We start from the raw sequence: 12,578 nt of genomic DNA, 5'->3' as shown, positions 1-12,578 counted from the left end.
AGGGCGCCATTCGGCGCCCTGTTTCGTTACAGCAGAAACTCGTGCAGCGCCGGGTCTTTGCGATCCAGATAGTGGGTTGAACGGATACGGCGAAGGGTGCGCGACTTGCCGCGGATCAGTAACGTTTCGGTCGTGGCCATGTTGCCCTTACGGCTGATGCCCTCCAGCAAATCGCCCTTGGTGATGCCGGTAGCGGAGAAGATGACGTTGTCGTTGCGCGCCATCTGGTCCAGGCGCAAGACCTGACCGGCCTCGATGCCCATCTCACGGCAGCGCGCCAGCTCCTGCTCGCCGAGGCGGCGGTTCTCGGGGCTGTCGCCTTTCACTTCATGGCGCGCCAGCAAACGCGCCTGCATGTCGCCGTCCAGCGCGCGGATCACCGCGGCGGAGATCACCCCTTCCGGCGCGCCGCCGATGCCGTACATCACATCGACTTCGCTTTCCGGCATGCAGGTGAGAATGGAGGCCGCCACGTCGCCGTCAGGAATGGCGAACACCCGCACGCCCAACTGCTGCATCTGCGCGATAACGCCGTCGTGGCGCGGTTTGGCCAACACGATGACCGTCAGCTGTGACAAGGGTTTGTCCAGCCGCGCGGCGACGTTTCGCAGGTTCTCCGCCAGCGGCAGATTGAGATCGATGGCGCCGCGCGCCGCCGGGCCGACCACCAGCTTCTCCATGTACATGTCCGGCGCGTGCAGGAAGGTGCCGCGATCGCCCACCGCCAAGACCGCCAGCGCGTTGGACTGGCCCATGGCGGTCATGCGGGTGCCCTCGATCGGATCGACCGCGATGTCGACCGCGTCGCCTTGGCCGCTGCCGACCTGCTCGCCGATATACAGCATCGGCGCTTCGTCGATCTCGCCTTCGCCAATCACGATGCGGCCATCGATATCCACCTTGTTGAGCATGATGCGCATGGCGTGGACCGCCGCGCCGTCGGCGGCGTTCTTGTCGCCGCGTCCCAGCCATTTGTAGCCCGCCAGCGCGGCGGCTTCGGTAACGCGGGAAAATTCGATGGCTAATTCACGTTTCATGGCAAACCTGTCTGTGAGAAAGGGAAGAAAATATCGGCAAAGTCTATCACAGCGCGGCGGCGGCGGGGCGGGGCAAAAAAAAAGCGCCGCCCGCAGGCAGCGCAATTTGGGGGTAACGGCAAGGCTGGGTTTAATCGTGATCTTCCCATGCCTGCGCGCGAGCCACCGCTTTTTTCCAGCCGCTGTAGCGGTAGTTGCGTTCGGTGGTTTCGATGCTTGGGCGGAATTCACGCTCAATCACCGCTTTGCTCTTCACTTCATCCAGATCGTTCCAGTAGCCGATGGCCAGGCCCGCCAGGAACGCGGCGCCCAACGCCGTCGATTCACGCACTTCAGGGCGCTCTACGCGGGTGCCGAGGATATCGGACTGGAACTGCATCAGGAAGTTGTTGGCGACCGCGCCGCCGTCCACGCGCAGCGATTGCAGGCGGGTGTTGGCGTCGGCCTGCATGGCGTCCAGCACGTCGCGCGTCTGGAAGGCGATGGATTCCAGCGTGGCGCGGATGATGTGGTTACTGTTGGCACCGCGGGTCAGGCCGAAGATGGCGCCGCGGGCATACGGATCCCAGTAGGGCGCGCCCAGGCCGGTGAAGGCCGGCACCACATAGACGCCGTTGCTGTCTTTCACCTTGGTGGCGAAATATTCGGAGTCGGCGGCGTCGCTGATCAGTTTCAGCTCGTCGCGCAGCCACTGGATAGACGCACCGCCGATGAACACCGCGCCTTCCAGCGCATAGTTCACTTCGCCGCGCGGGCCGCAGGCGATGGTGGTCAGCAAACCGTTTTTCGAGCGCACCGCTTCTTTGCCGGTGTTCATCAGCAGGAAGCAGCCGGTGCCGTAGGTGTTCTTCGCCATGCCCGGTTGAACGCACAGCTGGCCGTACAATGCCGCTTGCTGGTCGCCGGCGATACCGGCGATAGGAATACGCGTGCCGCCCTTGCCGCCGATGTTGGTCTGGCCGTATACCTCGGAGGAAGGACGGACTTTCGGCAGCATGGCGCGCGGAATGTCCAGCACTTCCAGCATGCGTTCGTCCCAGTCCAGCTCGTGGATGTTGAACATCATGGTGCGTGAGGCATTGGTGTAATCGGTGACGTGTACGCGCCCCTGGGTCATCTTCCACACCAGCCAGGTATCGACGGTGCCGAACAGCAGTTCGCCGCGCTTGGCGCGCTCGCGGGCGCCTTCGACGTTGTCCAGGATCCATTTCACCTTGGTGCCGGAGAAGTAGGGGTCAACCACCAGGCCGGTGTTGTGACGGATGTACTCTTCCAGGCCGTCGCGCTTGAGCTTCTCGCAGATGTCGGCGGTGCGGCGGCACTGCCAGACGATGGCGTTGTAGACCGGCTTGCCGGTCTCTTTTTCCCAGACGATGGTGGTTTCGCGCTGGTTGGTGATGCCGATACCGGCGATCTGATCGGAATTGATGTCGGCCTTCGCCAGCACTTCTACCAGCGTCGAGCTTTGCGACGCCCAGATCTCCATCGGGTCGTGCTCAACCCAGCCGGCCTTTGGATAGATCTGCGGGAATTCGCGTTGCGATACCGCAACGATGTTGGCGTCGTGATCGAGCACGACGGCGCGTGAGCTGGTGGTCCCTTGGTCGAGTGCGACAATGTATTTTTTTTCTACAGTCATGGTAATTATCCTGCTGTTGTTAACCGTTTAAAACTGCACCCATCACGCTTTACGCTGCTGGGTCTTGGCGTCGGGCTCTTCTTCCGTCACGCAGACGTCGCACGGCAGGTGGCGGCCAATCAGCGCGCGGTAACCGAAAGCGCCCAGGCCACAGCCGACGATAGGGGCGAAGATCGGCACCAGGAAGTACGGGATGTCGCGCGCGCCGGTGAAGGCGACTTTGCCCCAGCCGGCCAGGTAGGCGAACAGTTTCGGCCCGAAGTCACGCGCCGGGTTCAACGCAAAGCCGGTCAATGGTCCCATGGAGGCGCCGATCACGGCAATCAGAATACCGATCAGCAGCGGCGCCAGCGGGCCGCGCGGAATGCCGTTGCCGTCGTCGGTCAGCGCCAGGATCAGGCACATCAGGATCGCAGCGATCACCATTTCTACCAGGAAGGCCTGGCCGACGGAGATGTGCGCGTTAGGGTAAGTCGAGAAGATGCCGGCCAGTTCAAGGCTTTCGTTGCTGCCGCGCACCATATGGTGAGCCGCTTCGAAGTCGAAGAACAGGTTGTAGTACAGCCCGTAGACCAGGGCGGCGGCGCAGAAGGCACCGGCGATCTGCGCAATGATGTAAGGCACCACTTTGCGCCCGTCGAAGCAGGCGAACAGCCACAGGGCGAGGGTGACCGCCGGGTTGAGATGCGCGCCGGAAATGGCGGCGGTCAGATAGATGGCCATGGCGACGCCGAGGCCCCAAATGATGCTGATTTCCCACTGGCCGAAGCTGGCGCCCGCCAGTTTCAGTGCGGCAACGCAGCCTACGCCAAAGAAGATCAGCAGCGCCGTGCCGAGAAACTCGGCGATGCACTGGCCTTTTAATGTCGGACTGGTGGTTTGGCTCATAATGTTGGTGTCCTGCAAAACGGCGGTTGTTGGTTTATAGGCTCAGCCAGGTATACATCTGACCTATGGGCACAGTTTTTTTCATCTCGTCCAATTATTGAATGAGGACGTGATGTAAATTTATCGTTAACGAACATAAACGAGAAATAGCGAAATCAAAATGTGTGTGGCGCGTCATAAAATTGAGCGATTTCGCGTCGTTCAGTGTTCTTTCTGAGCCATAAAAGTGTGATCTGACCAGTGGTTTGGCGAGGGGCGTTAACAACTCGCGGCGGCGGCGGCGGGGATTTTCAGTTTTTACTGATGGCGAGGGCAGGAAAATTGCAACAGACTGCGCGATGATCCGGTATGTTGCTAGACAGGCGGAGACTGGCTACTTACAATCGTTTTTAACGAATCGAGACTGGCGCGCCTTCCGTAACGGCGCGCGTCACTGAGCGCGATGCAATATTCGCAGTAGCTGCAGCCGACGTTGCGGCCGCTACTTATAGATGTACGCCTTGCTATCATGAGGGGACTGAAGCATGTCATTTGAAGTATTTGAGAAACTGGAAGCAAAAGTACAGCAGGCGATTGATACCATCACCTTGTTGCAGATGGAAATTGAAGAGCTGAAAGACAAAAACAACTCTCTGTCGCAGGAAGTGCAGGCTGCCTCCGGCAACCACGAAGCGCTGGTGCGCGAAAACCAACAGCTGAAAGAAGAACAGCACGTATGGCAAGATCGCCTGCGCGCGCTGCTGGGCAAAATGGAAGAGGTTTGATTCCTTACGCCATGCAGCAACGAAAAGGGCGCCTGAGGCGCCCTTTTTCATGTCCGAAAATCACTCGATGTCGAGCGGGTCTTCGGAGAGGATGATGCCGGTGTTGTCGGCATACAGGTGGTCGCCGGAGAAGAAGGTGACGCCACCGAAGTTGACGCGGATATCGCTTTCGCCCACGCCTTCGCTTACGGCACCCGCCGGGATCGCCGCCATCGCCTGAATGCCGATGTCGAGCTCTTCCAGATCGTCCACCTGGCGCACCGCGCCGTACACCACGATGCCTTCCCATTCGTTCTGGGCGGCCAGGCGCGCCAGTTCGGCGTTGATCAGCGCCCGGCGTACCGAACCGCCACCGTCGACCAACAGCACGCGGCCGCGACCGTTTTCTTCAAGCAGATCGAATAACAGGCCGTTATCCTCAAAGCATTTCACCGTGGTGATCTGCCCGCCAAATGAAGTACGCCCGCCAAAATTGGAGAACAGAGGTTCAACAACGTTCACCTCTTCATGATAGATGTCGCAAAGTTCGGAAGTATCGTATTTCATAGGATTTTACGTCTGTTTGCCGCAGGAATGTTCAGTATATCCCTTTATTCGCCCTGTTGGCAAAATCATCAGTTTTTAACTGAGCGCCACGCCGATGGCGAACAGCAGGTTGGCCAGCAACGCCGCCTTGACCATATGCTCCAGCATCGGCCGCATGCCGACCGGCGTCGGATCGCGCAGCACGCGCAGGCCGTGGCGCACCAGCAGCGGGATCGCCAGCACGAACAGCCAACCCCACGGGCTGTGGAGGTTGAACAGCGTGAACAGCGCGAAACACAGCACCGCGCTGCCGAGCAGCAGGGCGTGGTAAATGCGCGCCTTGTGCGGGCCGAGACGCACCGCCAGCGTATTCTTGCCGTTTTCGCGATCGCTTTCGATATCGCGCAGATTGTTGATGTTGAGCACCGCCGTCGCCAGCAGGCCGCAGGCGGTGGCCGGCAGCATCACGACGCTGTCGAAGGTATGCGTCTGCAAATAGTAGGTGCCGGCCACGCTCAGCCAGCCGAAGAACACCAGCACCGAGATGTCGCCCAGCCCCAAATACCCGTAGGGTTTGTTGCCGACGGTGTAGGTGATGGCCGCCACGATAGACAGCCCGCCCAGCACCAGGAAGCCCACCACGTCGCTGGGTTGCTCGCAGGCGACGGCGATCAGCGAACAGCCGGCGATGGCGATCAGCACTACCGTCACCACCAGCGCCCGTTTCATCTGCGCCTGGGTGATCATGCCCTTTTGCATGCCGCGCAACGGCCCGATGCGATCTTCTTTGTCGCTGCCTTTGACCGCATCGCCGTAGTCATTCGCCAGGTTGGAGAGGATCTGCAGCAGACCGGCGGTCACCAGCGCCAGCAGCGCCACTTCAGGTTTCAGGCTGCCGTGCCAGGCGGCGATCGCCGAGCCGACCACGATGGAGGCAAAGGCCAACGGCAGGGTGCGGGGGCGTAGACTTTCGAGCCAGGCGGAAATCGGGGTGGTGGAGGTTGATGAGCTCATGTTTCGCTTCTGTCAGTAAGTTGCGGTGTCCGTTAGAAATAATTGTGGGAGGCAATGCCTCCCACACAGATGACTGACAAGACAATGATTGAGCGATTATAGGATAAAACGACTCAAATCTTCATCCGCCACCAGTTCATCCAGATGACTGCGCACGTAATCCGCATCAATTGTAATGGATTGGCCATTAATTTCACTCGCATCGTAGGAAATATCTTCCATCAGACGCTCCAGCACGGTGTGCAGACGACGCGCGCCGATGTTCTCGGTGCTTTCGTTGACCTGCCACGCGGCTTCGGCGATGCGGCGGATGCCGTCGGCGGTGAACTCGATATTGACGCCTTCGGTGCCCATCAGCGCTTTGTACTGTTCGGTCAGCGACGCGCTCGGCTCGGTCAGGATGCGCTCGAAGTCTTCGGTGGTCAGCGCCTGCAGCTCAACGCGGATCGGCAGACGGCCCTGCAGTTCCGGGATCAGATCCGACGGATTGGCGGTCTGGAACGCGCCGGAAGCGATGAACAGAATGTGGTCGGTTTTCACCATGCCGTGCTTGGTGGACACGGTGCACCCTTCCACCAGCGGCAGCAGATCGCGCTGCACGCCTTCGCGGGAAACGTCCGGGCCGGAGCTTTGGCCGCCGCGCTTACAGATTTTGTCGATCTCATCGATAAACACGATGCCGTGCTGCTCAACCGCTTCGATCGCCTGCTCTTTCAGCTCTTCCGGGTTCACCAGCTTGGCGGCTTCTTCTTCCACCAGCAGCTTGAAGGCTTCTTTGATCTTCAGCTTGCGCGGTTTTTGCTTTTGGCCGCCGAGGTTCTGGAACATCGACTGCAGCTGGTTGGTCATCTCCTCCATGCCCGGAGGCGCCATGATTTCCACGCCCATCGGCGCGGCGGCCAGATCGATTTCGATCTCTTTGTCATCCAGCTGGCCTTCGCGCAGCTTCTTGCGGAATGCCTGGCGGGCGGCGGACGGTTCCTGGCCTTCTTCCGGCTGGCCCCAGTTGTTTTTGGCCGGCGGGATCAGCACGTCGAGAATGCGCTCTTCGGCCAACTCTTCGGCACGGGTGCGGTTTTTCTCGATCGACTGCATGCGCACCATTTTGATGGCGGCATCGGTCAGATCGCGAATGATGGAGTCCACTTCTTTGCCCACATAGCCCACTTCGGTGAACTTGGTGGCTTCAACCTTGATGAACGGCGCGTTGGCCAGCTTCGCCAGACGGCGGGCGATTTCGGTTTTACCGACGCCGGTCGGGCCGATCATCAGAATGTTTTTCGGGGTCACTTCGTGACGCAGCATCTCGTTGAGCTGCATCCGGCGCCAGCGGTTGCGCAGGGCAATGGCGACAGCGCGTTTGGCCTTGTTTTGGCCAATGATATAGCTGTCCAGTTCGCTGACGATCTCGCGCGGGGTCATTTCAGACATGGTATTCGATCCTTACGCTTTGGAAGGCAATTCTTCAATGGTGTGGAAATGGTTGGTGTAAATACAGATGTCGCCGGCGATGTTGAGGGATTTCTCAACGATGTCGCGGGCGCTCAGCTCGGTATTTTCCAACATGGCGCGGGCGGCGGCCTGGGCGTACGGGCCGCCGGAGCCGATGGCGATCAGATCGTTTTCCGGCTGCACCACATCGCCGTTGCCGGTGATGATCAGCGAGGCGGTTTCATCGGCGACCGCCAGCAGCGCTTCGAGCTTGCGCAGCATGCGGTCGGTGCGCCAGTCTTTCGCCAGCTCGACGGCGGCTTTCACCAGGTGGCCCTGATGCATTTCCAGTTTGCGTTCAAACAGTTCAAACAGCGTGAAGGCGTCAGCGGTGCCACCGGCGAAACCGGCGATCACTTTGTCGTTATACAGGCGACGCACTTTCTTGACGTTACCCTTCATCACCGTATTACCCAGGGTTGCCTGGCCATCACCACCGATGACGACCTGGCCTTTGCGGCGTACGCTTACAATTGTTGTCACGAGCAGACCCTCGTTAAAGACGGAAAGAAGTCCCCGCAGCGCCTGCTTTCGCAGACGCTACGAGGCATATTGAGAGTATAGATGGGGGGGGATTGACGCTTTTCAACCCCCAACGGAGAGGGGAATGCAACTCGACATGCCGACGCCCTTCAGGCGCGAAAGGGTTTTGTCCGCTGCGGCGCGGCTGCTGTAGGGGCCGAGCACCACGCGATTCCAACCGCCACCGGCGGTGATGCGGCTCTCGATGCCCTCGAACGCCAGGCGCGCACGTACGGATTCAGCCTGATCGGTGGCGCGGAACGAACCGCATTGCACCATCCACTTCTGTTTCGATTCCGGTTTGGTGTCCTGCTTGGCCGTTTCCTGTTTCACTTCCGGTTTGGGCTCCGGCTTCGGTTGCGGCTTCGGCTCAGGCTGTTTCACCTGCGCCGGCGGCGGGGTGACTTGCTTCGGCTGCTGGTGCTGCTGCACCGGCGCGGTGGCGGCCCCGTTGTTGAACGGGTTGCGCGGCGCCTGAGTGACCTGCTGCTGTTGCTGTACCGGCTGCTGCTGCATTTGCGGTTGTTGCATCTGCTGCTGGCGGTTGCCGCGCGCGTTGGCCTGGCCCGGATCGTTATACGGCACTTCATTCAGCTGCGTCGGGCGCTGTTGCATGTCGGCCTGCATCTGCTCCAGCAGTTGCCGTTGTTCGGCGGTCAGCTGAGTTTTGGAATTGAGCTCGCCGCCGGCCGTCGGTTCGGTCGGGGTTTGCACGCCGATCTGTCGGTTTTCCAGCTCTTTGATATAGCGCCAGCGCTCTTCCGGCTTCGGCGGCAGGCCGTTGCCTGGGCGAGTGGTGTGCGCAGGCAACAACGGCGCGTCTTCCGGCTTGTTGTGCGTAATGAAATAGAGGCCACCGACAAAGACAACCAGCAACGCGACGGCTAACGCCAGCACGGTTTTGGAAACCTTCGGAGAACTGCGTTTTTTACGGCTGGGGGTTTTGCGCTTAGCTCCTGCTGCGCGCCCACGGCTTACATAGTCTTTTTGTGCCACTATTATTCCGCTGTGTCCTGATGAGAGGATAAGTCCGTCATGTTACTGAACCCTAAAATATTTGACTAGCGTTTCGGAGCAGCGGTGCTGCCTCTGATAATCAATTCACTGTCCAAGAGTCGGGAGCCGCTGGCCACCGTCTGGCCGTTCAACTGCTCCAACAGCAACAACATCGCCTGCTGGCCGATCTGGAAGCGCGGCTGCGCCACCGTGGTCAGCGGCGGATCGCAATACTGCGCCAGCTTGAGGTCGTCAAAGCCGACGATCGACAGATCCTGCGGTACCCGCAGCCCCATTTTCTTCGCCTGGGACAGCACGCCGATCGCCATGACGTCGCTGTGGCAGAACACCGCCGTCGGCGGTTTCGGCTGAGCCATCAACTGGGTCAGCGCTTGCGCGCCGGCTTCGTAGGTAAAATCACCCCGGGTAATATAGCTGCTTTCGACGGTAATGCCATTACGGCGTAGCGCTTGAACATAACCTTGCAGCCGATAATGGCTCAGCGGCATCTGTTCCGGCCCGGCGACGCAGGCGATCTGCCGGTGCCCCAATTGATGCAAATAATGCACGGCTTCAAAGGCGGCGGTCAGGTTGTCGATATGCACCGTCGGCAGTTCCAGCTCGGGCGCGAACTCATTGGCCATCACCATCGGCGGCAGGTTGCGCTGCTCTTCCTTGCTGGCGTCGAACGGTAGATTAGAGCCCAGCAGCAGCATGCCGTCGATCTGTTTGGTGATGATCAGATTGACGAAGGTGCGTTCTTGCTGGTTCTGCTGCGCGCAGTCGCCGATCAGCACCAGATAGCCTTGTTGGGCGGCGGTCTGTTCGATCCCCTGGATCACATCCGCGAAAAACGGATCGCAGATGTCGGGCACGATCACCAGGATGGTGCGAGATTCGTTGCGTTTGATATTGCGTGACAGAGCATGAGGAGAATAACCCACGGCCAGCACGGCCTGTTCCACTTTCTGACGCGTTGGCGTTGACACCTTTTCCGGATTCATCAGCGCACGCGATACGGTAGCCGTTGAAACGCCCGCCATTTCGGCGACGTCTTTCATGGTCGCCATGGATAACTCTTTCTTGTGTTCCAACGCCTTTCTCCTTGCGTCAGCCCCATGCCGACGCCACTACTGCTGTTTGCTCACAATGTCCGGCATGCGGTGGCGGGATTGTTGTCATTGAGCGCCACTCGCGTTCGAGCACTCCGTCGCGCTGCGATGTGGCGACAAAATTTGCCCTCGCAGACATTCTAAACAGAATACGCCCCGCCTTTGTTACCTAATTTGCATAAAAAATGTGACCTGAGAAGGTTTTTTAGCGTTCACTCGCAATTTAAAGGGTAAACGTTTGCATGACGGCAGCTAAATCGGACTTTTCCGGGATCAGCTGTCGATCGGATCGACATCCAGCGTCCATTTCACCTTGCGCGTTTGCGGCAGGGTGCCGATCAGCGGCAGCGAGCTTTTCATCAGCTGTTGCAGGACGCGCCGTGTCGGATGCTGCAGCAGCAGCTGCCAGCGGAAACGGCCGCCGCGTTTGGACTGCAGCGCCGGCACCGGGCCCATCACCCACAGCGAATCGTCCTTAAGCGGACTGGCTTCCAACAGATTGCGCAGCTGCTGCAGGAACAGCGGGGCCTGTTGGTTATCGTGATCTTCGGCGCGCACGATGATGTGGCTGGTGTAGGGCGGTAGAAACACGCTGTTGCGCTCCGCCAGCGTCTGTTTGGCGAAGGCGTCGTAACCTTGTTGCAGCAGCACCTGCAATAACGGGTGCTCCGGGTGGTGGGTTTGCAGCAGCACTTCACCCTGTTTGCCCGCTCGCCCCGCGCGCCCGGAGACCTGGGTATAGAGCTGAGCAAAACGCTCGGCGGAGCGGAAGTCGGCGGAGAACAGCGCGCCGTCCACGTCCAGCAACGCCACCAGCGTGACGTCGGGAAAATGGTGGCCCTTGGCCAGCATTTGCGTGCCGATCAGAATGCGCGCTTCGCCGCGATGAATATCCGCCAGATGCTGCTCCAGCGACCCTTTGCGGCTGGTGGTGTCGCGATCGATGCGGGTGATCGGCGTGTCGGGGAACAGCGGCGCCAGCTCATGTTCCAGCTGTTCGGTGCCGACGCCGACCGATACCAGGTGGGTGGAGCCGCACTGCGGGCATTGGTGCGGCACCGGTCGCTGGCTGTCGCAGTGGTGACAGCGCAGCTGGCGCTGATGCTGGTGGAAGGTGTAATAGTGATCGCAGCGCTGGCATTCGGCGATCCAGCCGCACTCGTGGCACAGCAGCGCCGGGGCGTAACCGCGGCGGTTGAGGAACAGCATCACCTGATTGCCGGCTTTTAAATGGTGCTGCATGCTTTTCAAAAGCGGCTGCGACAGGCCGACCTTCAGCGGCAACCCTTTCAGATCGATCAGATGCTGCGCCGCCGGTTTGGCGTTGCCCGCGCGCTGGGTGAGCTTCAACTGGCGATATTTGCCCAGCTGCACGTTGTGCAGTGTTTCCAGTGCCGGCGTGGCGGAGCCCATCACCATCGGGATATCTTCTTCCCGGGCGCGGAACACCGCCAGATCGCGGGCGTGGTAGCGCCAGCCTTCCTGCTGTTTATAAGAGCTGTCGTGCTCTTCGTCGATGATGATAACGCCCAGTTGCCGGAACGGCGTGAACAGCGCCGAGCGGGTGCCGATGACGATAGCGGCTTCGCCGCTGCGCGCGCGCAGCCAAACCGCCAGCCGTTCGCTGTCGTTCAGCCCGGAGTGCAGCACGTCCACCGGCGCGTTGAAGCGCTCGCGAAAGCGGGCGATGGTTTGCGGCGTCAGGCCGATTTCCGGCACCAGCACCAGCGCCTGCCGGCCTTTGGCCAACACGTTTTCCAGCACGCTGAGATACACCTCGGTCTTGCCGGAGCCGGTGACCCCGGCCAGCAGCCAGGCGGCAAACTGCTCATCTTCGCTTCGGATCGCCCCGACGGCGGTGGCCTGTTCGGTATTCAGCCGCAGCCGCTCGCCGAGCACCGCAAAGTTGGGGCGCCAGTCCTGCGTGGCCGCGACCTGAGCGCGCAGATCGATCAGCCCTTTGGCGCGCAGCGCCTGCAGGGCGCTTTCCGTCAGCTCAAGCTGGCTGACCTGATGGCGATAGACCGGGCGTTGCAACAGCGCCGCCAGCGCCTGCTGCTGTTTCGGCGCGCGTTTCAGGCTTTCGGGCGGCGTGGCGCGCCCCTCTTCGGTGGCGAACCACTGCCACAGCGGCGCGGCCTCGGCCGGTTTGCCTTGGCGCAGCAGGATCGGCAGCGCGTGGAACAGCACTTCGCCGATGGGATAGTGGTAGTAATCGCTGGCCCAGCGCAGGATGCGCCACAGGCTGGGGGAGAACAGCGATTCCGTGTCGATCACGCTGTCGATCGGTTTGAGCTTGTCCAACGGCAGTTCGCTGGTGTCGCTGCAGCCGGTGACGATGCCGATTGCATGCTGCCTGCCCCAGGGCACGCCCACGCGCGCGCCGGCCACCGGCTGCATGCCGGGCGGCAGCAGATAGTCGAAGGTGCGGGCGAGGGGGACCGGCAAAGCAACGTGTACGACGGGCATGATCTCATCCAAATTGAAAAAAAGTGGGCATCAGTTTACACGGCGCATCGGCAAATGTACGGTTCCGATTGCGCGCCCCGACTAATGCTGTATAATTTGCCGCCTTTGGTATAATTCGATA

At 60.4% G+C, this 12,578-nt stretch carries 11 protein-coding genes; 1 reads left to right on the top strand and 10 read right to left on the bottom strand.

Annotation, left to right across the window (positions count from 1 at the left end; translation table 11 throughout):
- Positions 1 to 26: 26 nt before the first annotated feature.
- The 3 genes from glpX to ACSBQS_RS23590 all read right to left on the bottom strand — a co-directional run bounded on the left by glpX (position 27) and on the right by ACSBQS_RS23590 (position 3,564).
- The gene (gene glpX / locus ACSBQS_RS23600; RefSeq protein WP_099784704.1) at positions 27 to 1,037 is read right to left on the bottom strand and encodes a class II fructose-bisphosphatase; all 1,011 of its coding nucleotides are present in this window, start codon (positions 1,035 to 1,037) and stop codon (positions 27 to 29) included.
- A 130-nt stretch (positions 1,038 to 1,167) separates the two neighbouring features.
- Complete coding sequence (gene glpK / locus ACSBQS_RS23595) at positions 1,168 to 2,676, bottom strand: glycerol kinase GlpK (RefSeq protein WP_025304664.1); 1,509 nt, start codon at positions 2,674 to 2,676, stop codon at positions 1,168 to 1,170.
- Between the two features lie 42 nt (positions 2,677 to 2,718).
- On the bottom strand, positions 2,719 to 3,564 hold the full coding sequence (locus ACSBQS_RS23590; RefSeq protein WP_004931095.1) for an MIP/aquaporin family protein: 846 nt from the start codon (positions 3,562 to 3,564) through the stop codon (positions 2,719 to 2,721).
- Positions 3,565 to 4,088: 524 nt separating this feature from the next.
- Here ACSBQS_RS23590 and zapB point away from each other — a divergent pair.
- Positions 4,089 to 4,328 (top strand): septal ring assembly protein ZapB, encoded by a 240-nt coding sequence (gene zapB, locus ACSBQS_RS23585; RefSeq protein WP_004931092.1) that lies wholly within the window; start codon positions 4,089 to 4,091, stop codon positions 4,326 to 4,328.
- A gap of 60 nt (positions 4,329 to 4,388) precedes the next feature.
- Here the strand turns inward: zapB and rraA are convergent, their stop codons facing one another.
- The 7 genes from rraA to priA all read right to left on the bottom strand — a co-directional run bounded on the left by rraA (position 4,389) and on the right by priA (position 12,457).
- The gene (gene rraA / locus ACSBQS_RS23580) at positions 4,389 to 4,874 is read right to left on the bottom strand and encodes a ribonuclease E activity regulator RraA (RefSeq protein ID WP_004931090.1); all 486 of its coding nucleotides are present in this window, start codon (positions 4,872 to 4,874) and stop codon (positions 4,389 to 4,391) included.
- A gap of 75 nt (positions 4,875 to 4,949) precedes the next feature.
- Positions 4,950 to 5,867: a 1,4-dihydroxy-2-naphthoate polyprenyltransferase gene (locus tag ACSBQS_RS23575; RefSeq protein WP_047025848.1), complete on the bottom strand. Its 918-nt coding sequence runs from the start codon at positions 5,865 to 5,867 to the stop codon at positions 4,950 to 4,952.
- Positions 5,868 to 5,963: 96 nt separating this feature from the next.
- Positions 5,964 to 7,298 carry an HslU--HslV peptidase ATPase subunit gene (gene hslU, locus ACSBQS_RS23570; protein WP_033645212.1) on the bottom strand — a complete coding sequence of 445 codons (1,335 nt, stop codon included), beginning with the start codon at positions 7,296 to 7,298 and terminating at the stop codon, positions 5,964 to 5,966.
- Between the two features lie 12 nt (positions 7,299 to 7,310).
- The gene (gene hslV / locus ACSBQS_RS23565) at positions 7,311 to 7,841 is read right to left on the bottom strand and encodes an ATP-dependent protease subunit HslV (protein WP_434991367.1); all 531 of its coding nucleotides are present in this window, start codon (positions 7,839 to 7,841) and stop codon (positions 7,311 to 7,313) included.
- A gap of 102 nt (positions 7,842 to 7,943) precedes the next feature.
- Positions 7,944 to 8,876, bottom strand: coding sequence for a cell division protein FtsN (gene ftsN, locus ACSBQS_RS23560; RefSeq protein WP_047025847.1), 933 nt, complete (start codon positions 8,874 to 8,876; stop codon positions 7,944 to 7,946).
- A gap of 65 nt (positions 8,877 to 8,941) precedes the next feature.
- Positions 8,942 to 9,970, bottom strand: coding sequence for a DNA-binding transcriptional regulator CytR (gene cytR, locus ACSBQS_RS23555; protein ID WP_025304661.1), 1,029 nt, complete (start codon positions 9,968 to 9,970; stop codon positions 8,942 to 8,944).
- Positions 9,971 to 10,261: 291 nt separating this feature from the next.
- Positions 10,262 to 12,457, bottom strand: a complete 2,196-nt coding sequence (priA, locus tag ACSBQS_RS23550; RefSeq protein WP_046687963.1) for a primosomal protein N' — start codon at positions 12,455 to 12,457, stop codon at positions 10,262 to 10,264.
- Between the last annotated feature and the right edge of the window lie 121 nt (positions 12,458 to 12,578).

Origin of the sequence: Serratia sp. H402Y, assembly GCF_051172415.1 — a bacterium.
GTDB lineage: Bacteria > Pseudomonadota > Gammaproteobacteria > Enterobacterales > Enterobacteriaceae > Serratia > Serratia ureilytica.
This window is presented reverse-complemented; position numbering and strand designations above follow the sequence as displayed.

What these genes read in the sequence shown, in the direction of transcription:
- hslU (WP_033645212.1), bottom strand. Translation starts at nt 7,298, where the DNA reads ATGTCTGAAATGACCCCGCGCGAGATCGTCAGCGAACTGGACAGCTAT.
- ACSBQS_RS23590 (WP_004931095.1), bottom strand. Translation starts at nt 3,564, where the DNA reads ATGAGCCAAACCACCAGTCCGACATTAAAAGGCCAGTGCATCGCCGAG.
- zapB (WP_004931092.1), top strand. Translation starts at nt 4,089, where the DNA reads ATGTCATTTGAAGTATTTGAGAAACTGGAAGCAAAAGTACAGCAGGCG.
- ACSBQS_RS23575 (WP_047025848.1), bottom strand. Translation starts at nt 5,867, where the DNA reads ATGAGCTCATCAACCTCCACCACCCCGATTTCCGCCTGGCTCGAAAGT.
- priA (WP_046687963.1), bottom strand. Translation starts at nt 12,457, where the DNA reads ATGCCCGTCGTACACGTTGCTTTGCCGGTCCCCCTCGCCCGCACCTTC.
- rraA (WP_004931090.1), bottom strand. Translation starts at nt 4,874, where the DNA reads ATGAAATACGATACTTCCGAACTTTGCGACATCTATCATGAAGAGGTG.
- glpK (WP_025304664.1), bottom strand. Translation starts at nt 2,676, where the DNA reads ATGACTGTAGAAAAAAAATACATTGTCGCACTCGACCAAGGGACCACC.
- glpX (WP_099784704.1), bottom strand. Translation starts at nt 1,037, where the DNA reads ATGAAACGTGAATTAGCCATCGAATTTTCCCGCGTTACCGAAGCCGCC.